This window comes from Mesorhizobium sp. WSM1497 (assembly GCF_001672455.2).
Lineage (GTDB): Bacteria > Pseudomonadota > Alphaproteobacteria > Rhizobiales > Rhizobiaceae > Mesorhizobium > Mesorhizobium ciceri.
Window position 1 is genome coordinate 2,515,424 of sequence record NZ_CP021070.1, and the last position, 21,951, is coordinate 2,537,374.

The 21,951-nt window shown below is 62.1% G+C and carries 23 protein-coding genes and 2 tRNA genes; 13 read left to right on the top strand and 12 right to left on the bottom strand.

Annotated features, from left to right (window positions below; genetic code table 11):
* Positions 1-19 precede the first annotated feature (19 nt).
* Positions 20-655 (bottom strand): FMN-dependent NADH-azoreductase, encoded by a 636-nt coding sequence (locus tag A9K65_RS12230; protein ID WP_064994564.1) that lies wholly within the window; start codon positions 653-655, stop codon positions 20-22.
* Positions 656-768: 113 nt separating this feature from the next.
* Here A9K65_RS12230 and A9K65_RS12235 point away from each other — a divergent pair, with 113 nt between their 5' ends.
* Positions 769-1,725 (top strand): LysR family transcriptional regulator, encoded by a 957-nt coding sequence (locus A9K65_RS12235; RefSeq protein ID WP_064994565.1) that lies wholly within the window; start codon positions 769-771, stop codon positions 1,723-1,725.
* On the opposite strand, the gene A9K65_RS12240 is transcribed toward A9K65_RS12235, so the two are convergent.
* The gene (locus A9K65_RS12240) at positions 1,658-2,284 is read right to left on the bottom strand and encodes a TetR/AcrR family transcriptional regulator (protein WP_064994566.1); all 627 of its coding nucleotides are present in this window, start codon (positions 2,282-2,284) and stop codon (positions 1,658-1,660) included. The two genes, A9K65_RS12235 and A9K65_RS12240, sit on opposite strands and share 68 nt — an antisense overlap.
* Before the next feature lie 66 nt (positions 2,285-2,350).
* Between A9K65_RS12240 and A9K65_RS12245 the strand changes: the two genes are divergently transcribed.
* Complete coding sequence (locus tag A9K65_RS12245; RefSeq protein WP_013530166.1) at positions 2,351-2,776, top strand: VOC family protein; 426 nt, start codon at positions 2,351-2,353, stop codon at positions 2,774-2,776.
* Positions 2,777-2,785: 9 nt separating this feature from the next.
* Here A9K65_RS12245 and A9K65_RS12250 read toward each other — a convergent pair whose 3' ends face one another.
* Entirely contained in the window at positions 2,786-3,736 is a 951-nt protein-coding gene (locus A9K65_RS12250) for a trypsin-like peptidase domain-containing protein (protein WP_024505495.1), read from the bottom strand.
* Between the two features lie 226 nt (positions 3,737-3,962).
* On the opposite strand from A9K65_RS12250, the gene A9K65_RS12255 reads away from it, so the two are divergent.
* From A9K65_RS12255 to A9K65_RS12265, 3 genes are all read left to right on the top strand, one after another.
* Complete coding sequence (locus A9K65_RS12255) at positions 3,963-4,835, top strand: S1C family serine protease (protein ID WP_064994567.1); 873 nt, start codon at positions 3,963-3,965, stop codon at positions 4,833-4,835.
* A gap of 8 nt (positions 4,836-4,843) precedes the next feature.
* The gene (locus tag A9K65_RS12260; protein WP_063168767.1) at positions 4,844-5,470 is read left to right on the top strand and encodes a helix-turn-helix transcriptional regulator; all 627 of its coding nucleotides are present in this window, start codon (positions 4,844-4,846) and stop codon (positions 5,468-5,470) included.
* 110 nt (positions 5,471-5,580) lie between these two features.
* Entirely contained in the window at positions 5,581-6,447 is an 867-nt protein-coding gene (locus A9K65_RS12265) for an NAD(P)-dependent oxidoreductase (RefSeq protein ID WP_013530170.1), read from the top strand.
* 133 nt (positions 6,448-6,580) lie between these two features.
* Here the strand turns inward: A9K65_RS12265 and A9K65_RS12270 are convergent, their stop codons facing one another.
* Positions 6,581-7,096 carry a TIGR00645 family protein gene (locus A9K65_RS12270; protein ID WP_013530171.1) on the bottom strand — a complete coding sequence of 172 codons (516 nt, stop codon included), beginning with the start codon at positions 7,094-7,096 and terminating at the stop codon, positions 6,581-6,583.
* A gap of 304 nt (positions 7,097-7,400) precedes the next feature.
* Positions 7,401-9,629 carry an OmpA family protein gene (locus tag A9K65_RS12275; protein ID WP_086081303.1) on the bottom strand — a complete coding sequence of 743 codons (2,229 nt, stop codon included), beginning with the start codon at positions 9,627-9,629 and terminating at the stop codon, positions 7,401-7,403.
* A gap of 197 nt (positions 9,630-9,826) precedes the next feature.
* On the opposite strand from A9K65_RS12275, the gene A9K65_RS12280 reads away from it, so the two are divergent.
* Both A9K65_RS12280 and A9K65_RS12285 read left to right on the top strand, forming a co-directional pair.
* A complete protein-coding gene (locus A9K65_RS12280; RefSeq protein ID WP_013530173.1) occupies positions 9,827-10,273 on the top strand; it encodes a YcgN family cysteine cluster protein in 447 nt (148 codons plus the stop codon).
* A gap of 254 nt (positions 10,274-10,527) precedes the next feature.
* A complete protein-coding gene (locus A9K65_RS12285) occupies positions 10,528-10,884 on the top strand; it encodes a hypothetical protein (RefSeq protein WP_013530174.1) in 357 nt (118 codons plus the stop codon).
* A 213-nt stretch (positions 10,885-11,097) separates the two neighbouring features.
* Here A9K65_RS12285 and A9K65_RS12290 read toward each other — a convergent pair whose 3' ends face one another.
* The gene (locus A9K65_RS12290) at positions 11,098-11,811 is read right to left on the bottom strand and encodes an SIMPL domain-containing protein (protein ID WP_013530175.1); all 714 of its coding nucleotides are present in this window, start codon (positions 11,809-11,811) and stop codon (positions 11,098-11,100) included.
* Between the two features lie 134 nt (positions 11,812-11,945).
* On the opposite strand from A9K65_RS12290, the gene A9K65_RS12295 reads away from it, so the two are divergent.
* A tRNA-Ile gene (locus A9K65_RS12295) sits at positions 11,946-12,021 on the top strand.
* 106 nt (positions 12,022-12,127) lie between these two features.
* Here A9K65_RS12295 and A9K65_RS12300 read toward each other — a convergent pair.
* From A9K65_RS12300 to A9K65_RS35945, 3 genes are all read right to left on the bottom strand, one after another.
* Positions 12,128-13,318 (bottom strand): site-specific integrase, encoded by a 1,191-nt coding sequence (locus tag A9K65_RS12300; RefSeq protein ID WP_064994569.1) that lies wholly within the window; start codon positions 13,316-13,318, stop codon positions 12,128-12,130.
* A 12-nt stretch (positions 13,319-13,330) separates the two neighbouring features.
* A complete protein-coding gene (locus tag A9K65_RS12305; RefSeq protein WP_084016009.1) occupies positions 13,331-13,540 on the bottom strand; it encodes a helix-turn-helix domain-containing protein in 210 nt (69 codons plus the stop codon).
* Positions 13,541-13,607: 67 nt separating this feature from the next.
* Positions 13,608-13,859 carry a hypothetical protein gene (locus A9K65_RS35945; protein ID WP_084016061.1) on the bottom strand — a complete coding sequence of 84 codons (252 nt, stop codon included), beginning with the start codon at positions 13,857-13,859 and terminating at the stop codon, positions 13,608-13,610.
* Positions 13,860-14,235: 376 nt separating this feature from the next.
* Here A9K65_RS35945 and A9K65_RS12315 point away from each other — a divergent pair, with 376 nt between their 5' ends.
* Together A9K65_RS12315 and A9K65_RS12320 are read left to right on the top strand one after the other, a co-directional pair.
* On the top strand, positions 14,236-15,117 hold the full coding sequence (locus A9K65_RS12315) for a nucleotidyltransferase (protein ID WP_064994781.1): 882 nt from the start codon (positions 14,236-14,238) through the stop codon (positions 15,115-15,117).
* Between the two features lie 25 nt (positions 15,118-15,142).
* The gene (locus A9K65_RS12320; RefSeq protein ID WP_224656008.1) at positions 15,143-15,685 is read left to right on the top strand and encodes an SLATT domain-containing protein; all 543 of its coding nucleotides are present in this window, start codon (positions 15,143-15,145) and stop codon (positions 15,683-15,685) included.
* 294 nt (positions 15,686-15,979) lie between these two features.
* Here A9K65_RS12320 and A9K65_RS12325 read toward each other — a convergent pair whose 3' ends face one another.
* The 3 genes from A9K65_RS12325 to A9K65_RS12335 all read right to left on the bottom strand — a co-directional run bounded on the left by A9K65_RS12325 (position 15,980) and on the right by A9K65_RS12335 (position 18,690).
* Positions 15,980-17,188 carry an integrase arm-type DNA-binding domain-containing protein gene (locus A9K65_RS12325; protein ID WP_064994782.1) on the bottom strand — a complete coding sequence of 403 codons (1,209 nt, stop codon included), beginning with the start codon at positions 17,186-17,188 and terminating at the stop codon, positions 15,980-15,982.
* A 213-nt stretch (positions 17,189-17,401) separates the two neighbouring features.
* Positions 17,402-17,477, bottom strand: a tRNA-Phe gene (locus A9K65_RS12330).
* Between the two features lie 319 nt (positions 17,478-17,796).
* A complete protein-coding gene (locus A9K65_RS12335; RefSeq protein WP_024504770.1) occupies positions 17,797-18,690 on the bottom strand; it encodes a helix-turn-helix domain-containing protein in 894 nt (297 codons plus the stop codon).
* 85 nt (positions 18,691-18,775) lie between these two features.
* Between A9K65_RS12335 and A9K65_RS12340 the strand changes: the two genes are divergently transcribed.
* From A9K65_RS12340 to A9K65_RS12350, 3 genes are all read left to right on the top strand, one after another.
* On the top strand, positions 18,776-20,047 hold the full coding sequence (locus A9K65_RS12340; protein ID WP_064994571.1) for an extracellular solute-binding protein: 1,272 nt from the start codon (positions 18,776-18,778) through the stop codon (positions 20,045-20,047).
* A 207-nt stretch (positions 20,048-20,254) separates the two neighbouring features.
* The gene (locus A9K65_RS12345; protein ID WP_027163430.1) at positions 20,255-21,115 is read left to right on the top strand and encodes a sugar ABC transporter permease; all 861 of its coding nucleotides are present in this window, start codon (positions 20,255-20,257) and stop codon (positions 21,113-21,115) included.
* The gene (locus A9K65_RS12350) at positions 21,112-21,948 is read left to right on the top strand and encodes a carbohydrate ABC transporter permease (protein WP_013530185.1); all 837 of its coding nucleotides are present in this window, start codon (positions 21,112-21,114) and stop codon (positions 21,946-21,948) included. The genes A9K65_RS12345 and A9K65_RS12350 overlap by 4 nt, the downstream gene beginning before the upstream one ends.
* Positions 21,949-21,951 lie beyond the last annotated feature (3 nt).

Genomic DNA, 21,951 nt, shown 5'->3' on the forward strand with positions numbered 1-21,951 from the left:
GGTGGGTGGCCGCAGCGCCTTATGCGGCAGCCGCGACGTCCCGGCTGGCGGCCACAACGGCGTCGACCTTGGCGGTCGCCTTGGCGAGCGCTGCGGTCACCGCGTCAGGGCCCATGCCGACACCTTCGATGCGGATGACATCGACATCGGTCATGCCGAGGAAGCCGAGCACGCCACGCAGGTAGGGAATGGCGTGATCGAACTGCACGGCCGCACCTTCCGAATAGATGCCGCCGGAAGCCAGCACGATATAGACCTTCTTGCCGGTGACCAGACCCTTGGGGCCGTTCTCGCCATAGGCAAAGCTCTTGCCGGAACGAGAAATGTGATCGACCCAGGACTTCAGGGTCGAGGAGATGTTGAAGTTGATGAAGCCTGTGGCCAGGATCACGGTATCGGCGGCGAATAGCTCGTCGAGCACCACATCGGAGACGCCGACGACTTCAGCCTGGCGCGCAGTGCGCGCTTCGGTCGGGGTATAGATGCCCGTCGCATAGTCGGCATCGATGTGCGGCAACGGATTGGCGACGAGGTCGCGCACGACGAGCGTGTTCGACGGATCGGCGGCGACGAGCTTTTCGGCGAATTCGGTGGCGATGCGGGTCGAATGCGAGGCAGCGCCGCGCGGGCTCGAAGTGACAAGAAGAATGGACATTTTGGGCTCTCTCCAGCGGTTGGAATGATTTGTCCCGCCAGATATGGGGCTTTCGATCCATTCAATAAACTGGTATATTTTCTATACGATCCATCCATAAATTGGATATAACGATGCAGCCCAACCCGACGCTCGATCAACTTCAGATCTTTGTGACAGTCGCCGAAGCCGGCAGCTTCTCGGCCGCCGGCCGCAAGCTCAACCGGGCACAGTCCGTCATCAGCTACGGCATCGCCAATCTCGAGGCGCAGCTTGGGCTGAAACTGTTCGAGCGCGAGGGCACGCGCGAGCCGCAATTGACGGAGATCGGCCGGGCGATGCTGGAGGACGCACGGCGCATGATCGGCGTGCTGCAGCGCATCCGCTCGCGCGTCGACGGCCACCACCAGGGGCTCGAGGCCGAGGTCGCGCTGTCGGTCGACGCGACGCTGCCGTCACCGGTGCTGGTTCGGGTGCTGAAGGCATTCGAGGCGCAGTTTCCGACCGTGATGCTGCGGCTGCACATCGGCACGCTCGGCCTGATCCCCGACCATGTCGTCAGCGGGCAGGCCGACCTTGGCATTGGCGGCCTGCTGGGCGATGTCGACGTGAACCTTGTGCGCATCGGCTTCATGTCGATCGTGCTGGCCGCCGCGCCCACCCACCCGCTGGCCTTGCTGTCGAAACCGGTGGCGATCGAGGATGCGCGCGAACACACCCAACTTGTCGTCACCGACCAGTCGGAGCGCACCAAGGGGCGCGACTTCGGCGTCTATGCCTACCGTACCTGGCGGCTGACGGATGTGCGCACCAAGCATATGCTGATGCGCGAGGGGCTGGGCTGGGGCGGGCTGCCGCGCTGGCTGATATCAGACGACCTGGCGAGCGGCCGGCTGGTCGAGATCGACCTCGAATCCTTCAGGGAGGTGAGCTCGCCGCTGTTTGCCATGCATCGCAGCGATCGCAGCCCGAAGCCAGCGGCGGCCTGGCTGATCGACCAGTTCAAGCGCCAGCTCGGCTGCTTCAACGAGTTCGAACCGGGCGAGGTGCCGGATGAGGAGCACGAGACAGTCCATCGATCAGCGCCATGAGCACGGCACGGTAGTCCTCGGCCGAGGCGCCGGCCTCGATGGCCAGGGCGGCACGGTCGAAGGCGGAGCCGAGCAGTGCGGTCAGCGCTTCGGCCGGCAATCTCGTCATCGTCTGCGCCCGCATCGCCGCGACCAGCCCTTCGTGCAGAGAGCGGTTGCCGTGGCGATTGTCGATCGCGTCCATGGCGGCGCGGCCAAGCACGGCCGGGCCGTCGAGCAGCAGCAGCCGCGTGCGTCCGGGCGCGCGCATGGCGGCGAGATAGGCGTCGGAGCCGGCAATCAGCGCGTCATGGGCAAACAGCGATGGCGGCGAGGCGCGCTCGATCTCCTCGGCGACCGCTGCCGCCTCCTGCTCGACCACGGCAGCAAACAGTGCCTGCTTGTCAGCAAAATGATGGTAGAGCGCGCCGCGCGTCACGCCGGCGGCGGCGACGATCTCCGGCGTGCAGGTCTCGGAATAGGATTTCTCCGTGAACAGCTTTCGCGCCGCGGCAATCAGGTGGGCGCGCGTGGCTTCGGTGCGGTCGCGGTTGGAACGACGCGCGAAATCGTGTTGCATACATGCAGCCTGTATGTTAATTCGGTTTACATGCAGACTGTATGTTAATTGACGGGAGAAGGAAAGATGAAGACCACGAGCTATTACCCGGTGCTGATGACCGGCGACGTCGCCGGCACGGCGGCCTTTTATGTGAAGCATTTCCGCTTCCAGCCCCTGTTCGAAAGCGACTGGTATGTGCATCTGCAATCGGGGGAGGACAGAAGAGTCAATCTCGGCATCGTCCAGGGCGACCATGAGACCATCCCGGAAGAGGGGCGGGGCCGCGCTTCGGGCCTGCTGATCAATTTCGAGGTTCGCGACCCGGACGCTGTCTATGAGCGCGTCGTCGCCGCCGGCCTGCCGATCCTGCGCTCGCTGCGCGACGAGCCCTTCGGCCAGCGCCATTTCATCACCAAGGACCCCAATGGCGTGCTGATCGACGTCATCAAGCCGATCCCGCCGAGCGAGGCGTTTCTGGCGCAGTATGCGGAAGGGGTGGCGGGAGCCTGAGCGCCCGCCTCAACTGGCCCTTGCCACCGGCGTCACCGTCACCTGGCTGACACCGGTGCGGCGCACGACGGTGCACAGCGTCTCGCGGCCGATGCGTTCGGCGTCGAGCATGCGCACCAGGTCGTCGACGCCGGTGACAGGACGGCCGTCGATGGCGGCGATGATGTCGCCTTCTTTCAGGCCGGCCTTGGCCGCCGGGCCGTCCTTCTCGACGCTGCGCAGGCGAACCGCCGTGCTGGTCGAGACTTGCGACAACAAGGCGGCGCGGCGCGGCAAACTGGCAGTGTCGGCCGAGACGCCGATGAAGGCGCGGCGGACACGGCCGAAGCGGATGATCTCCGAAATGACGAAATTGGCGGTGTTGGAGGCGACCGCGAAGGCGATGCCCTGCGCGCCGTGGATCATGGCGGTGTTGACGCCGATCACCTCGCCGACCGACGAAACCAGCGGCCCGCCGGAATTGCCGGGGTTGAGCGCTGCGTCGGTCTGGATGACGTCGTCGATCAGCCGGCCGGTCGAGGCGCGCATGGAGCGGCCGAGCGCCGAAACGACGCCGGAGGTGACGGTCCATTCAAAGCCGAGCGGATTGCCGATGGCGATGGCGATCTGGCCGCGCCGCAGCCGCTTGGAATCGGCGAGCGGTGCGACATCGGCAAAGCTGCCGTCGGCGCGCACCAGCGCGATGTCGGTGTCGGGATCGCGGCCAAGCACGCGGCCTTCGCGGGAGGCGCCGTCCGGCATCGAGACGCGCACTGTCCTGGCATCGCCGACGACGTGGAAATTGGTGACGACCAGTCCGTCCGGCGCGATGACGAAGCCGGAGCCGTGGCCGCCCTGGCCGCCGACGCGTTCGATGCGGCAGACGGCCGGGCCGATGCGGTCGACGGCGTCCGCAACGGTCGTCGAATATGCGTCGAGCAATGTATCGTCAGGTTCGAATTTGGCTGCGGCGAGGGCCATGGAAGGGCTCCGTATTTTCGGGCGAAAGGATGATTTTTTTCCTGTGCGTGTCGTTGTCCCAAAACCGCTGAGCACTTTTGGGCGACACGCACTATATGTGCGGAGCGGCTGGAACCGCCGCGACCTGACCAGATGGCCAGTCAAACCGGCAACTAGCCTTCAGGCGAGTACCTCTGAACGCGCTGTCGAGCGATATCTGGGGCATGGATGAACCCAGGAGACCAATATGAGCGATTTCAATCTGAGTGCGTTTTCGCAAGCCATCGCCGATCTCGCCGCCCAGGCGGCACCGGCAACGGCTGGCTTCGCCACGCATCATCACCGCACGGCAAGCGCCTTCCACTGGCGTGACGGTTATTTCGTCACCGCCGAGGAGGCTGTCGAGGCCGGCGAGGAGATCGAACTGACGCTGGCCTCGGGTGAGGCGGTGAAGGCAGAACTGGTCGGCCGCGATCCGTCGACTGGCGTTGCCCTGCTGAAGCCGGCTACGGCCATCAACGCCGTGCCGTTGGCCAAGGCTGACGCGGTGCGGCCAGGCAACATTGCCATCGCCATCGGCAATAGCAACGGGTCGGCTCTGGCCGTTTCGGGCTCGGTCGGCGAAGTCGGTCCGGCCTGGCGCTCGATGCGCGGCGGCACCATCGACCGGCGCATCAATCTGGCCGTCGGTGCCGGCGGCCGTTTCGAGGGCGGCCCGGTTCTCGACGCCAAGGGTGCGCTGATCGGCATGCTGCTGTTCGGGCCGCGCCACCGGGCGCTGGTCATGCCTTACGAGACGATCGAGCGGGCGGTTGCGACGCTGCGCGAAAAGGGCCATGTCGCGCGCGGTTATCTCGGCGCCGGCCTGCATCCGGTACGCGACCGCGACGCGCATGGCGCAATGGTGATGAGCCTCGATGACGATGGTCCCGCCAAGGCCGCCGGTCTCTCTCTCGGCGATATCATCGTGGCGTGGAACGGTGAGGCGGTGCATGGCCCGCGCGACCTGATCCGCAGGCTCGGACCAGACAGTGCGGGCGCTTCGGTGACGCTCGGCGTGGTGCGCGGCGGCGAAAAGCGCGATGTCGGGCTGACCATCGGCGAAAAGCCGCTGAGCTGAGGGCATCCATGGACACGCTCACCAGCGACCGGATCATGCATGACGGTGCCGTCTCGCGGCGGCTGGTGGTGCTGATTGCGCTTGGCGATGCGTCGCGCGCCGAGCGCCTGGCGGCCTCGCTGGCCGCGAGCGATGACCTGCTGCCGGTGGTGGCCGGCAGGGCTGACGTCGCCATCGTTGACGACAGCAGCGGCGGTGCCGTGCCGGCCGCCATTCCCCGGGTTCTGCTATCGGGACGCGCTGGCGAACGGCCCGCGGGCGAGGTGTTGGCCGTCCTCCAAACGGGCGCGGACGATTTGTTGATCGCTGCGGCGGCGCGGCTGGCGGCGGCCGGCTATCGGGTATCGGGCGAGCGCAGAACCGGACGCCATGAGGATTTCCATACTGGCGATGGCGAGCCGTTCGAAGATGAAGCCTCCGACGAGCATGCCGTCCGTCCTTCGCTGTCGCCGCGCGAGGCGGAAGTGCTGGCGCTGCTGGCCGAGGGCGCACCCAACAAGGTGATCGCGCGGCGGCTGAACATTTCCGTGCACACCGCGAAGTTCCATGTCGCCGCAATCCTGATCAAGCTCGGTGCCGCCAACCGCACCGACGCGATTGCCACTGCGATGCGGCAGGGGCTGGTGCTGGTTTAGTCATAAACCCTACGCTGCGTAACGCGGTGTCCGGCGTGTCGGGTCTTGCGCTGTGGTCGCCCGCCGCGCAAAGCTTCGCGTCTGACGTGTTGCAAGGGAGGCGCAAGGAAATGTCGCTCAAGGGAAAGACGCTGTTCATCTCCGGCGGATCGCGCGGCATCGGGCTGGCGATCGCGCTGCGCGCGGCGCGCGACGGCGCCAATGTGACGATCGCGGCCAAAACCGCCGAACCGCATCCGAAGCTGCCCGGCACAATCTATAGCGCGGCAGAAGAGATCGAGCAGGCCGGCGGCAAGGCGCTGCCCGTGCTGTGCGACATCCGTGAAGAGGCACAGGTGGCCGAGGCGGTCGCCAGGACCGTGGAAAAGTTCGGCGGCATCGATATCTGCGTCAACAATGCCAGCGCCATCCAGCTCACCGGCACGCTGGAAACCGACATGAAGCGCTACGACCTGATGCATCAGATCAACACGCGCGGCACCTTCCTGGTGTCCAAAATGTGCATTCCGCACCTGAAGTTGGCCAGCAATCCTCACATCCTGAATCTGGCACCGCCGCTCGACATGAAGGCCAAGTGGTTCAAGAACCATGTCGCCTACACGATGGCCAAGTTCGGCATGTCGATGTGCACGCTGGGCATGAGCGCCGAGTTCGCCAAGGACGGCATCGCCGTCAATTCACTGTGGCCGATTTCGACCATCGACACGGCAGCCGTGCGCAATCTGCTGGGCGGCGCGACGGTGGCGGCAATGAGCCGTTTGCCCGACATCATGGCCGATGCTGCGCATGCCATCTTCATGCGGCCGGCGCGCGAAGCGACCGGCAATTTCTACATCGACGAAGAGGTGCTGCGCGCCGAGGGCGTCAGCGATTTCTCGATCTATGCGCCTGATGCGACCGGGCCGCTGGCCGGCGACTTTTTTGTCCCCGACGAGGTGTTTGCCCGCACGGACAGCAAGATCAGGAATATTTACTAGAGCTGTTCGTTTTGACGCGACGGGCGTCGAGCCAAGACCTTCGCCACCAGCAGAGTCATGGGAAAGCCCTGCTCGAACAAGGCGGTAGGGCATCGTTCCTGCGGGATTGATTCAACGTCCGGCAGGCGCAGGCTCACGCCTCGTCCTTCTTGCCTTTGCTCAGGCCCATCAGCCGGTCGATATAGGCGAGCATGAGCGCCGAGACGACGAAGGCGAGATGGATGATGGTCAGCCACATCAACTGGTCGGTCGTGTAGGACGATGAGTTCAAGAACACCTGCAAGAGGTGGATCGACGAGATGGCGACGATGGTCGAGGCAACCTTGACCTTCAGCGAACCGACATCGATGGTGCCCAGCCAGTGCACACCGCCGTCCTGGTCGTCGAAGCGGCTGACGAAATTCTCGTAGCCCGAGATGATGACCATCACCACCAGCGAGGCAACCAGCGCGGCATCGATCAAGCCGAGCATCTTCAGGATGGTGTCGGTGTCACCGAGCGTGAACGCCAGGCTAATGAACTCATAGAGCTTCTTGCCGAAGGACAGCGCATAGACGGCCAATGCCAGGGCCAGGCCTATATAGAAAACGACGAGCAGCCAGCGTGAAGCGAGAATGATCGATTCGATGGCGAGTTCGAGACGCTTCATGGGATGATTCCGGCGGGTTATCTCTCAGCAATGGCCGTATTCGACGAGGCCGCCACCGTTTGCAAGACAAAAAACCCCGCCGAACAAGATCCGGCGGGGCTCAATGCGTCCCGCTGGAGTCGGGACGGGGCAGGGAACGCCCAGCACCGAATCTGGGGTGGCTGCGCTCGCGATTCAATGAGCCGTGTCTAACGCCCGTACAATTCTTGTTGAACCCCGCACATCCATCCACCCCCGGCTGTGCCGGGGGTGGATGCTTCTCTTGCCGATTCCACAAACCGGGTCATGATTTTGAAATCATGACCTAATTGTTGCTGGCGACCGGTGCCACCAGCGAGGTGATGCGGCGGATGGCGACGCGGCGGTTCTCGCGGTTGGGCGCCGCCGTGTTGACCTTCAGATACTCCTCGCCATAGCCCTGTGTCGTCAGGTTTTCCGGCGGGATGCCGAAGGCATTGGTCAGAGCCTCCGCCACCGCTTCCGCACGGCGATCGGAAAGAGCGAGGTTAGCCTCCGGTGTGCCGACCGCGTCGGTGTGACCTTCGATCAGGAAGGTCTCGGCCGGGTTCTTCTTCAACAGCTTCTCCATGGCCGTCGCTACGCCCTCGAGCTTCTGCACCTCGGTGTCGGAGATGGAGGCCGAACCGAATTCGAAGTTGAGCGTGTCGAGATCGACGCGACGTGCGATGTCGCGCACGCGGGCCGAACGCTTGACCTCGTCGATCGAATAGAGGCGCTGGACCTTCTCGACCGGGGGCTGTTCGAGGAACTCGTAGTAGTCATCGGGGCTCTCGACGTCCTCGGAATCGAGAATGTATTCCCGGCGCGGGATGGTCAGCCGCATCGGCGGCAGGTCGTCGCCGGGATCACGCCAGTCGCTGTCATCTTGATAGTGCCGCTCGTCGACATAGCTCAGCACATATTCGCGTCCATCCGGCGCAATGCGCGAACGCTGGATAACGTCGCCATAGCGGTTGCGGATGGTGACGATCCGGACACCGTTGTCACGCTCGACGATTTCCCGGGTGCGATCGCCCGACAGATCCTCATAGTAGACTTCTTTGGCACCGCGGGTGACGCGCGGGGCATCATTGCTCTGGACAAATGTCTGGTTGTTGAACTGCAGGATGACGCGATCGCCGAGTTTCCTGACGACGTCGACGCCTTTCGGACGCCGACGATCGCGGGCGATCTCATCGGGCGCACGCTCTACGCGCGTGCCCTTCTCCTCGGTCACCGGGACGATCTTCTCGGGCTTGATCTCCTGCTGTGCGGCCCTGTCGTCGGTGGGCGGCGGACCCTGGTCGACGGGAGCAGCCACCGGCTTGCGGCCCTGATCGCCACCTTGCTGGGCATTTTGCCCGCCATTCTGCTGCTCGCCATCCTGCGGGACGATCTTGTCGCCCTGCTTGCGTCCGCCTCTGCGCTCGGCGTCCTTCTGGCTGTCCAGGATGGGGGCGGCGTTTGGATCGGCCGGTGCTTCGCCCTGCACCGGGTTTTCGCCCTGTGCCGGTGCTGCCGTCTGACCATTGGCCGGTTGTTCGCCGGTGGCGGGTTGTTCGGCCGTCGCCGGCTGCTCGCCAGCAGGTTTCCTGCCGTGCTTCTTCGTCGTGTCCTGGGGCTGCTCGCCTTGGGCCGCCGGCTGCTCGCCGGCAGGGGCCGTCGCCTCTCCAGCGGGAGCTTCCTTCGGCGCCGGGGCGACTTCAGGTTGGGCTTGCTGATCCTGCTTGTTCTTCTTGCGCGGCTGGGCCTGTTCGCCGGGCTGATTGTCGTTGGCCGGCGCGACCTGTTCGGCCGGCGTCTGCTCGGTCTGCTGCTGCTGATCACGCTTCTTCCTGCGCGGCTGCTGTTCCCCTGCGGGTGCTGCCTGTTCGGCCGGCGCCTGCTCGGTCTGCTGCTGCTGGTCACGCTTCTTTCTGCGCGGCTGCTGTTCCCCTGCGGGTGCTGCCTGTTCGGCCGGCGCCTGCTCGGTCTGCTGCTGCTGGTCACGCTTCTTTCTGCGCGGCTGCTGTTCCTCTGCGGGTGCTGCCTGTTCGGCCGGCGCCTGCTCGGTCTGCTGCTGCTGGTCACGCTTCTTTTTGCGCGGCTGCTGTTCCTCTGCGGGTGCTGCCTGTTCGGCCGGCGCCTGCTCGGTCTGCTGCTGCTGATCACGCTTCTTCCTGCGCGGCTGCTGTTCTTCGGCGGGAGCGGCCTGTTCGGCCGGCGCCTGTTCGGCCTGCTGCTGCTGGTCGCGCTTCTTCCGGCGTGGCTGCTGCTCCTCGGCGGGCTGCTCGCTCTGGGCAGGCGCGGCCTGCTGTTCAGGCTCGGCCTTCTTGCGCTCGTGTTTCTGTTCGGGTTCCGCCTGCTGCTTCTGCGCGCAGGCCTCGGCCGATTCGCCCTCGGCGCATGCTGCTTGCGCCAGGATGAATGGGGTTGCCGTGCGCTGGGCAAGACCGGACGCGACACTTCCCTGAAGCGGGAACGCGCCCAACGGCGCGGATGCCATCAACAGGCCAAGTGCGGTGCCTGCCAGAATCCGTGGTTGGCGTTTCATCGAAATTCTCCTTGTGGGGTCCCATCCTTGCCGAAACCGATCTTGTGCCGATTGGTTCCAGTCTGGCACGGATAGAGGCCGTACGGGGCGATTGACCGACCTTTTGAAGGCAACTTCATGTCATTCACCTGGCGATAGCCGCAATTGCGACCATTGCCGCGCTTGACCTTGCCCGCGGCCGGGGCCACATCCGGGAAATGGAAACGCCATTCTGGAAAACCAAGGCGCTGGAGGCGATGAGCCCGGCCGAGTGGGAATCGCTGTGCGACGGCTGCGGTAAATGCTGCCTGTCAAAGCTTGAGGACGAGGACACCGGCGAGATCTACTGGACCAGCGTCGGCTGTCGGCTGTTCGACGCCGAGACCTGCCGCTGTTCGGACTACGCCAACCGGCTGGCGCGCGTTCCCGACTGCGTCGGGCTGACGCCGCAGAATGTGCGAACCATCAGTTGGCTGCCCAGTACCTGTGCCTATCGGCTGGTTGCCGAGGGCCGCGACCTCTACTGGTGGCACCGGCTGGTGTCTGGCAGCGCCGAGACCGTGCATGAAGCCGGCATCTCGATGCGCGGCCGGGTCAAAGCGAGTGAAACCGATCTTGCCGAGCCGGAAGACTATTTTGACTATGTGCTGGACGAGGAGCCGTAGGACCAGCGGCGGCGAGCAACAGCCTTACGTTCCACGACTTCCGGCCAATCCGCGGGCTCGGAATCGGGCGCCGAGTCAGGCATTCCGGCCTTCACCAAGGGCTGGGGAGGATGGCGAATGGCCGGAACTTCCTTCTTCCCGCCATGTGAACCGGAGATGAACGGCAGGTTCGTAAAGAGTTCAGACAGGCAAGCGCATTCTCCCCCCATTGGTTCACGAGGACGGGCGAAGGCCCGCAAAAAGGAGAGAAGACGATGTTCAACACGATCAAGACGGCAGCCCTTTCGGCCCTGGTCGGTCTCGGCACGCTGGCGGCCGTTCCCGCCCACGCCGACAGCCTCTATCTCGGCTTCGGCAACAACAACGACCCGCGTTTCGGCGTCTATACCGGTGACGACGGTTATCGCCATCGCCGTGATGAACGCCGCGGCGACTGGCGCCGTGGCTGCTCGCCGGACCGCGCCCTCGACAAGGCCGAACGCATGGGCCTCCACCGGGTCCGCATCGTCGACGTCAACCGGCGCACGGTGAAGGTGGCGGGCCGTCAGGACGGAGACCGTGTCGTGGTGGTGTTCGCCAATGAGCGCGGCTGCCCGGTTATCTATCGCTGAGGTTCGACAATCAAGGCCGACCCCTCTTTGAGGGTCAGCCTGGCAGCATGATCTTTAGCAAGATCAGCTGGGACTAGCGGAGCCCCTTTCCGTTTGAAGGGTGTGGCTCGAAAAAACCCCGCGGGAGCAATCCCGCGGGGTTTTTCATGCGCGCTATTGGCTGGTGATGCATCGGTGGCTGGGCAAGACCCAGCCACGGATCCTCAGAGCCGCTTACTTCAGTTCGAAGGTGACGGTCACCTGGACATTGTAGGAATTCTCGCCGGCCTGCACGGGAGCCGCGCCACCCGCCGCGGCATCGAAAGCCTTGGCGTTGATCGGCATCGGCGCCGGCGCAATGTTCTGATCTGATATCTCGAGCACCCGGCCGAGGCTGGCGCCTGCGGCCTCGGCCAGCGTCTTGGCCTTGGCCATGGCGTTGGCGACCGCCTTCTTGCGCGCCTCGGTGACCGTGGCTGCCGGGTTGTCATTGGTGAAGGCGATGCCGCCACCCTGGTTGACGCCGAGCGACACCGCCTTGTCGAGGATCTCGCCGGTCTTGTCGACATCGCGCACCCGCACCGAAAGCGTGTTGGTCACCTGATAGGCGACGAGTTCGGCTTCCTGGCTGCCGTCCGGCTTGTTGGTGTAGTTGTAGCGCGGGTTGATCTGGATGCCGGCGGTCTGCAGGTCCCGGTCCTTGATGCCGGCGGACTTCATCGCCGCGATCACGGCGGCCATGGCGTCATTGTTGGCGTCGAGCGCGGCGCGCGCGGTCTTGGCCTCGCGCATGACGCTCAGCGTCAGGACCGCCAGATCGGGGGCCACGGTTGCTTCGCCTTCGCCCGACACGATGATGCGGGGCGGCGTCGGCAGATCGGTGGCTCCAGCCATCGCCGGAAAAGCGATTGCAGCGGCGAGCGCGAGAGGCAAAAGATGTCTGGTCATGAAAATCTCCTTGGTCTGCGATCAAGTCGCAGACGTCGCGTAGAGCGCGATTATGGGTTGATTTGGGCGATCTGGGGAAGCCCGTCGGGAAAGCCTTGTGCCGCGATGCGAAAAACATTAATCCAGCCCGCGTGGGGCCTGTAGCTCAATGGTTAGAGCCGGCGGCTCATAACCGCTTGGTTGGGGGTTCGAGTCCCTCCGGGCCCACCATGACCATTGATTTTATTTCGGAAAAGTGCCCTCGGCCCAAAACGTTTTGGGTCCATTATGGGCCAAAACAAGGACCGTGGTCCCGGTTTGTTCCGACTCGGTGTGATTATCTGACGATGCGGAGGTTTGCCCGTCGCTTCATGGCGTCGCGTTTGGCCTCGCGCTCGTTGATCGCGCGAGCAATATCAACCGCGATCCGCTTCTTGTTGGCCTCACGCACGTAGTCATCCGTCACCGTCATGGAGGAATGCCCCATGGCGTCCATGATGGCCCGGGCCTGGATGTTGCATTCAGCGAGGTAGGTGCCGAAGGTACGGCGCAGGCCGTGAAGCGTATAGCCGTCAGGAATATCGGCCTGTCGTGCCCAATGCTGCATCATGCCTGTCAGGCTCTTTTCTGAAAACGGGTTGCCATAGCCATTCTTCAAGACGGTTCCACCCTTCGAGCGGTCAAGCGGGTCTAGCGCAGCCGCCAGTTTGTCCACCACCGGGATAAACATCTCCCGTCCGCCATGACGGTTTCGGTTCTTCTTCTGTCGGAAGGCGAACGCCTCGATCAATGCCAAGGAACCGTCGAACAGTTCGATCTCCTCGGTCACGAGATCATCCCATTCAAGGTCAGCGATGTCGCCTCGTCGGTTGCCGAGCCAGAAACCAAGCGCGTAGCACGTCCGAGCCGGCGTCCCGATCGGATGCCGCTCCTCGTACTTTTCTCGGATCGCAATTGGCCAAGCCGGGTTCTTGGTCGATTTGGGCACGCGTACGCGAATTGACAGTGAAGGATCATCCTGCGGCTTTATCCATTTCTCGACATCGGTCGCGACCCATAAAAGCTTCTTGATGGCAACCAGCATATGTTTGGCGACTGTGCGGTTGCTCCTGAAGATGCTTTCGATGATGGCGCGAAGCCGATCCGCGTCGAGATGTTGCACCGGAGTATCGCGCCAAGTGAGTGGGTAATTTGGATCGACCCGCAGATTAAGAAAACGCTCAATCAGTCGCGCATTCTTCCGCTGCGTCGCTTCATCAAAATCGAGCCACTCCATTGTCGTTTCAAGCCGGCGCCCGGCATGGCCAAAAGTTTCAGGCAGTGCCCGACCGGGCAAATCGATGATCCCTGCATTCTTGTGTTGGCCCTGCGTGGCCTTCTCGTAAGCCGCCTCGAACTCGGGATCGCCAGGTTTGCCAGGAAGGTGCATCTCGGGCACGCCTTTTGCGCGGTAGCGATAGATTCGCTTGCCGTTCTTGAGGCGCGAAGATACCCCAGGGTAACTGGGGTCCTTAAATGGGCGAGCCATCAAATGCTCCTTTCAGGACCCTTTCAGATCTGCCCGTACCGAACGGGTTTTGCTTTCGATGGCAACCCGCAGGAGCACCGGGTAAGGAAAGCCTCTTCCTTGCTCTATGCCTTCAAAGGTGCGCTTCGGTATTCCAAGCACCTTGGCCGCGGCTGCGGCAGTGAACCCTTCCTTGGCCCGCCATGCTTTCACGTCTTGCGCAAGTTTGTCGTTCTCGCTCACGTCATGCCTTCCGCACACGGGCTTTCATCGTACTACGTCCGCAGCGTATACGCAATAAACGTATTTTCTATCGCTTTTCTACCTCCCGCCTACTTCGTTCCAACAGCTCTTGAAGGCGGCTATCTTTGTCCGGCAACGAGGTGAAAGCAATATCCAGGGCTACACGATCCCAGACAGCGCGGCTGTTGATGCGCTTGGGCTTCGGCATTCGCCCATCGGCAACCATCTCGTCAAAGAGCGTCGATCCTACACCGATGTAGCGAGCCGCTTCCTCACGAGATAGCCCTCGTGGGGCATACGAGATTGCGTCACTCTTCATGGACGCTGCCTCGGTCCTGGTATTCCCGGCGTGTGGGTATCGAAGCACAAAAGCCACATCTTAGTTGCCATTCCGCAGCGAGGAGATCATGTTTGGCTAAAATAAGAAGAGCCTCGTTAAGCGGAAGCGGCCTGACTAGTTCGTTCGGCGTAAACTGGCAGCAACGTGTGAACGGGGGGCATTCCGGCAGGAGCGCAATCCCATGGGCGCGAGTTGATATCCAAATGAGGAAGAAACTGACATCAGCCCTCGCCACAGCCCGCGAGCATAGTTCATGTCCGCCGCGTAATATTCCCGTTGAACGCACACCGAAGCTATTGCGCTGAAAGCATAAAATTGCCATCTCCCGACGAAGTTACCGCTGGTGGGGATGGGAATGGGCGTATCTGACGAGTTCTACAACTTCCGGAATAACTACAATATCGGCACCGACCTGATCAGCTCGATAGGACAGCGGTACCGGCGTATCACCACGCGCCTTAACACAGACTTCTGGAACACTGATTCCAGCTCCGCCCACAGTCTCTATGTTGGCTCTTACGGTCGCGACACCGCCGCACGCGGAATCAGCGACCTGGATATCGGCTTCCAGCTCCCCTATGCGGAATACGTCAAATACAGCGCGTATCAGGGCAACGGTCAGTCCGCACTTCTTCAGGCCGTGAAAAACTCCCTCCTCAAAACCTACGGCTCCAGCAACGTCGGCGGCAACGGTCAGGTTGTCGTCATCTCCTTCACGGACGGAATCACATTCGAAATCCTCCCCTATTTCGACAACACGGACGGTTCCTGGACGTTTGCCGATTCAAACGGGGGAGGTACCTGGCGACAGTGCAACCCCCGGGCAGAGATAAATGCCGTCCAGACACGCAATACGGCCGTTAACGGCAACCTGAAAGCGCTCGGCCGCATGATGAGGGTGTGGAAAGACCATAATAGCGTTCCGATGACTGGAGCGCTGATTGACGCGCTTGCCTATCAGTTCATCGAAACGTGGGAGTATCGGGATAAATCCTACGGCTATCATGACTACATGGCGCGGGACTTCCTGAAGTATCTCTACGACCTCGACCGAGAGAAAACTTACTGGCGGATGCCGGGAAGCGGTTCCTACGTCTACAAGACGGGGGTGTTCTGGTTGAAGGCGCTCAGTGACTACAATATCGCCGTCGAGGCCTGCAACATGCAGACCGACGACAAAGCCGCACAGCGCCGCGCGAAATGGAGGATCGTCTTTGGCACAACCTTCCCAATTTGATCCGCGGTACCAACTCGAGAGCCAAGTGCGCGAGTGTTACGGCCGTTGCGCCTACACCCACAAGATCCACGAGAAGATGGCCGAGCGGCTTGCCGACCATCAATGGTATGCAAAGTGGTTCAACATCATCCTGTCCGCGCTCATCGCCGGCGGCGCGGTGACGACCGTTTTCAGGGCGGAGACGGGGCTTCTGCAATATGCGGAATACGCGACCGTCGTGCTTGCCATTCTCAGCCTGATCTACAACGCCTACCAGAAGGACCTAGACCCCGGTGCTCTCGCGCAGCGACACAGGGAAACCGCGTCCGACATCTGGAATGTGCGAGAATCTTACCTCAGCCTGATAACCGACGCGCTCAATACGGCAGTGCCAATTGACGACCTTCGGACTCAGCGCGACGAGTTGCAGACCAACCTTCACGAAATCTATCGGGCGGCACCCTTCACGGACGGGAAGGCCTACAAGAAGGCACAGAATTCCTTGAAGGACAACGAGGAGCTTATGTTCTCCGACAAGGAAATCGACGATATGCTGCCCACCACGTTAAGGCGGTCGAGCAGGGCTTAGTCAAGCGCCGGTCGGTCCCGCCAGCAGGCTAGGTAAATAAACGAACGGCGGCCTTTCGGACAGTGTAAAGGGCGTCTCAACGACCGAAATCGGGCGCAAAGCTCTCTTTCACTTCCAGCCATGTGTGGGCCGAATCGAGTCAGAATGCTTGGCTTCACTAGAAAATCGGGCAGTGTTAATGTGCCCCGAAGCGGGAGGGATCACTCTCGCAGAGTTTAATTCGGTACAATGGTACAGCGCTGCAAATCTCCATGTCTTGGTCATTAGATTCGCCAGACCAAAGGTGGCCCAGTTTTAGCGATCTTCAACCGCCGTTTTCACCCGCGCGTTTTTGCTCTCGAGTTCATCCAGATAATCGGCCCACCATTGCATCATCTTTACGCGCTCTTCCCAGTACTCTGCCCGGGCGTAGGCGCGACGTACGTCGTTGTTCTCAACATGGGCCAGCTGCCGCTCTATGGCGTCCGGATGCCATCTTCCGCATTCGTTTAGCAAAGTTGATGCCGTTGCTCGAAAACCGTGCGCGGTGGCTTCTTCCTTGCCGTACCCAATACGGCGAAGGGCAGCGTTAAGCGTGTTGTCGGAAATCGGACGCGAGCCCGATCGAATACTAGGAAACAACAGCGTGCCCCCACCAGAGGTTTCTCTAAGTGAGGTCAGGACCCCGACGGCCTGCCTGGAGAGAGGTACGCGGTGCGGCCGTCTCATTTTCATGCGCCCTTCAGGGATGCTCCACACCGAGCTTTCGAAATCGAACTCGTCCCATCCGGCCGCGCGCAGCTCGCCGGGGCGGGGAAACAGCAGGGCCATCAGCCTTAGGGCGGCTCGGGTTGTCGGCTGCCCGTCAAATGCATTGATCGCCCTCAGCAAGCCTCCCAAGGCCTTAGGATCGGTAACGGCGGCGCGCGGCGTGACCGTTGGACCGACGAGTGCTCCCCGCAGGGCGATCGTCGGATCTGTATCGGCGCGTGCGGTTGCGATTGCATATCGAAACACGCTGCCGATAGTGGAGCGCAGTCGCCTGGCCGACTCGTATCGACCGCGAACCTCCACGCTGCGGAGAGCGGCAAGAATTGTGGCCGGATCAATCTCCCGAACGCTTTTGTCCCCCAACGTTGGATGGGCAAAGTCGAGCAACCATTTGACCTTGGTGATGGTCCGGTCGGCACGACCCTCCTTCTTCAGCTTGTCGACATAGTCCTCCGCGATTGAGCGAAAGGTGTCCTCTGCCGAAGCCTTTTGTGACTTACGCTCCTGGGCGGGGTCGATGCCACGTAGGAGGAGACGTTTGGCGGTATCGCGCGCCTCGCGTGCCTCAGCCAGGGAGATGAGCGGATAGCTGCCCAACGCCAGAAGCTTCTGCTTGCCGCCAAAACGATAGGCGAGGCGCCATAGGCGAGATCCGGTAGGCTGAACCCAAAGCTGGAGCCCGCCACCGTCAGACAATTTCACGAGCTTTGAAGCGGGTCGGGCATTTCGGCATTTTACGTCGGAAAGCGCCATTTCCGGGAGCTCCATTTGGCTGCATCGATACCATCAGGATCTCCAATACCACCGAAAATACCAGCCCTCCGCCTCGTTGGACCAACTACGCCGAAATTCCACAAAACACGGCCAACCGCGCCTTGCGTCACAAAAATTACCAAGGATTTCAGACATTTGCCGAGACAAAAGCGTAGATGCTTCGGCGAAAGAGACTGTCGGGAGAAGAGGGGATGGTGCCCAGAGGCGGATTCGAACCACCGACACGCGGATTTTCAGTCCGCTGCTCTACCAACTGAGCTATCTGGGCCTGTTCCGGCAAACGAAAACTCGCAGGCCGGAATTCATCGAGGCGCCGTGGGCGCCCCTTGAAAGCGCGTGGGTTATAGCACGGGAATTCGGCCTGTCCAGCGCCTAGGTGGCGATTTCAGGCAGGAAAAGCGATGCCGTGCGGCGCCCGGGTTTCCATGCCGCTTGCGGGCCGGAATCGCGCACGGCATGGCACGATCCGGCCTTCGCCATTCTTGTCCGTGCCGCTATTGCAGGCTGAAACGCCGTGACATGTCTTTTAGCCGGCGGTCGAGGCGCAGCAATGCTCGCGGCACTAGGCGCCCGCAAGTCGCCATCGCCTATCTGGCGCCGGTCACGCCGCGCCGAAAATCGGAAGGCGACATGCCGGCGAGCTTGCGGAACGACTTGTTGAAGGCGCTGAGCGAGCCGAAACCCGAATCCATGGCGACGCGCAGCACATTGGCGTCCTGATGCATCAAAAGCGCCTGCGCATAGCTCAGCCGCAACAGGTTCACATACTCGTTGAGCGTCATGCCGGTGGATTTCTTGAACAGGCTCATGGCGTATTTGGGATGGATGTCGGCGGCCGCGGCGATGTTCACGCAATCGATGTCATAGAGGAAGTTTTCGGCGATGAAATCGCACATGCGTCCGACATTCCGCGACGATTGCTGGTCAAAGGGGCTGCCTGTTTCCTGGTCGGTCGGAGTTGCGGATACCAGCCGATAGGGCTCGAACCGCACTCGCTCCAGCCGCAGCAGCAATTCGTTGACGGCATGTTCGGCCTTGGCCTGGTCGCCGGACCGGGCGTAGCGGTTCCAGCGCTCGAAATTATGGTTGTCGGACTGGTCGGTGGCTGATGTCACCAGTGTTGCGCCCGTCATCAGCCGGTGCCTTATATCCGTGGGCAGGTGCAGCCGGAAGAAATGCACCAGCGGCAGATGCGCTCCGGCATAGATGGCGTCGTCGGACAAATCGTCCATCTGGTGCGGCAGGCCACCCCAGAACAGGCACATCTCGCCGGCCGAAAGCGAAATCTCGTGGTCGTTCATGCGGTAATGCACGCTGCCGCGCACGATGAAATTAACCTCGACTTGGGCGTGCCAATGCGGCTTGAGCATCACCAACGGATTGGTGTGAAACATCTGCAGGAGCAGCGGCAGGCCTTCCACGCTGCTGGCCCCAGGCTGGTAGAACGGCCGTTCAGGCATCTTACTTTCCGCCAATTTCATATTCCCTTTGACGGCGACAGGCCTTGCCCGGTGCATAGTCTAGCCACGCTCACAGTGAGAGAGCAAATGAAATGGGAGGATTTCAATGCGCATCACAATGACCTGCGCCGCGCTCGCGCTTGCCCTGGGCTCAGCCCCGGCCTTCGCGCAATCCGGCGAAATCACCATCTGGAGCTGGAATGTCGCGGCTTCATCGCTGAAAGCGACCATTGCCGGCTTCAACAAGCAATTTCCCGACGTCAAGGTCACGGTCCAGGATCTCGGCAACCAGCCGACTTACGACAAGTCGATCGCCGGCTGCGCCGCCGGCGGCGTCGGGCTGCCTGATGTCGTCACCATCGAGAACGGCGAGGCCGAGAATTACTGGAGCCAGTTCCCCGACTGCTTCGTCGACCTGCATACGCTCGGTTACACAGCCGACGACCAGAAAAAATTCCCCGATTTCAAGCGCACCGAGTTGGAAGTGGGCGACAAGGCCTACGCGATGCCGTGGGATTCCGGCCCGGTGGCCGCCTTTTATCGCCGCGACTTCTACGAAAAGGCCGGCGTCGATCCGGCTTCGATCAAGACCTGGGACGATTTCATCGCCGCCGGCAAGAAAATCCAGGCCGCCAATCCTGGCGTCTCGATGACCAATGCCGATTTCAACGGCGACTCGGAATTGTTCCGCATGATCTCCAACGAACAGGGCTGCGCCTATTTCTCCGAGGACGGACAGTCGATCACGGTCAACCAGCCCAAATGCATCGATGCCATGACCAAGGTCAAGGAGATGAAGGACGCCGGCATCATCTCGTCGGCCGACTGGGGCACCAAGATCACCAACAACACCGCCGGCACCGTCGCCACCCAGATCTATGGCGGCTGGTATGAGGGCACCATTCGCACCGAATCTGCCGGCGAAAACGGCAAATGGGGCGTCTATCTGATGCCGAGCCTCACCGCCGACGGGCCGCGCGCCGCCAATCTCGGCGGGTCCTCGCTGGCCATCACCTCGGCTTCCAAGAACAAGGAGGCTGCCTACGCCTATCTGAAATACACGCTCGGAACCAATGAAGGCCAGATCACGATGCTGAAGGAGTTCGGCCTGGTACCGTCCCTGGTCTCGGCGCTCGACGATCCCTATGTCGCGCAAGGCCTGTCTTACTGGGGCGGCCAGGCGGTATGGAAGGACATTCTCGGCACCTTGCCGAAGGTTGTTCCGAGCCGCGGCACGCAGTTCCAGAGCGACGCCGAAATCATCGTCCGCGCCGTGCAGACCAAGTATCTGGCCGGCGGCTATCCTGACGCCAAGGCGGCGCTCGACGATGCCGCAAGCCAGATCGCGGCGGCGACCGGACTGCCCGTCAAATCTTGATTACCGCTTCTCCTTCTCCCCTTGTGGGAGAAGGTGGATCGGCGCGATAGCACCGAGACGGATGACGGGTGCTCCAGCGGAGTGAGACGTTGGCATTCCCTGGAACACCCCCTCATCCGTCGCCTTCGGCGACACCTTCTCCCACAAGGGGAGAAGGGAAGACCCAGGCGACGGCGTGAAACAACAAGCGGTAGAAGGAGGAGCAAGATGCGCAATCGTAACGCCACGGCCTATCGCTTCCTCACGCCCTATCTGCTGATCTTCGCGATCTTCTGGGTGTGGCCGATCATCAGCTCCTTCATGATCTCCTTCCAGGCGACGCGCACCGTGCCGTGGCGGTTCGCGCCGAGCTTCAACTGGGGCCGGTTGATCGGCGATCCGGCCTTCTTCAACGCCCTGAAGAACACGCTGCTCATCCTGGTCATCCAGGTGCCGGTGATGATCTCGCTGGCGCTCGTCATGGCGGTGCTTTTGAACTCGCCGCTCTTGAAGGCGCGTGGCCTCTACCGCTTCGCCTTCTTCGCCCCGGTCGTGGTCGGCGAGGTTGCCTATTCGGCGGTGTTCCGGCTGATGTTCAACCTCGATTTCGGCATCATCAACAAGCTCCTGAACAGCGTCGGCCTGCCCAAGATCGACTGGTTCTCCAACGTCGCGCCGGCGATGGCGCTGATCATGATCGCGGTGACCTGGCGCTGGGCCGGTTACAACGCCATCATCCTGCTCGCCGGCATGCAGTCCATTCCCGAAGACGTCTACGAGGCGGCGACGCTCGACCGCGTCAGCAAGCTCAAGCAGTTCTTCTACATCACCCTGCCGCTGCTGAAGCCGGTCATCGTGTTCTGTCTCGTGCTGTCGATCATCGGCACCATGCAGCTGTTCACCGAGCCCTTCCTGATCACCGAGCGCGGCGGGCCGGGCGGCGGCACGGAGACGCTTGGCCTGCTGCTTTACCGCCAGGGCTTTCGGTCGCTCAACTTCGGCTACGCCTCGGCCGTCGCCTACACCATGGCCGGGCTGGCGATCGCCATCACGCTGGCGCAGCTGTGGCTGACGAGGGAACCGAAATGAGTTCGCGCTCCTCCGCCAGGCTGGGACGCAGCATCGCTCTGCATCTGTTCCTGACGCCGCTGGCGCTGATCTGGCTGTTTCCCCTGTGGATGATGGTGGTGTTCTCGACCATGCCCGACAACGGCATCTTCAGCCCCGGCATCGAGCTTTTGCCGCACGGCAATTTCATCGACAATTTCAACAATCTGCAGCGTGACACGAACTTCGTCGGCGCCATCGGCATTTCGGTCTCGGTGGCGGTGACCTACACCATCCTGTCGGTGCTGCTGACGTCGATGGCCGGCTGGGCGCTGGCCCGATACCAGTTCTTCGGCAAGGGCGCGGTTGTCGCCATCATACTGGGCACCATAACGCTGCCCTATGCGGTCGTGCTGATCCCGCAGTTCATCATGGTGGCGCGCGACTTCAAGCTCGCCAACACCTGGGTGGCGCTGATCGTTCCGCCGCTGTTCAATTCGCTCGGCGTGCTGTTCATGCGGCAGAGTTTTTCGATGATGCCGGACGACCTCTTCGATGCGGCGCGCGTCGAGGGCGTGAAGGAGTGGCGCATCTTCCTCTTTGTCGCGCTGCCTTTGGCGCGGCCGATGCTGGCCGCACTCGCCATCATCCTGTTCCTCGCCTCCTGGAACAATTATCTGTGGCCGCTTTTGATCAACAGCCAGCCTGGTTCGATGACGGCGCCGGTGGCGCTCGGTACGCTGATCGGCCTCACCAAGGTGTCATGGGGCGGCATCATGGCGGGCGCCGTAATGCTGACGGTGCCGATGCTGGTCGTCTTCGTGCTGCTGCAGCGCCATTTCATCGCCGGCATTGCCGCCGGCGCGGTCAAGTAAGGG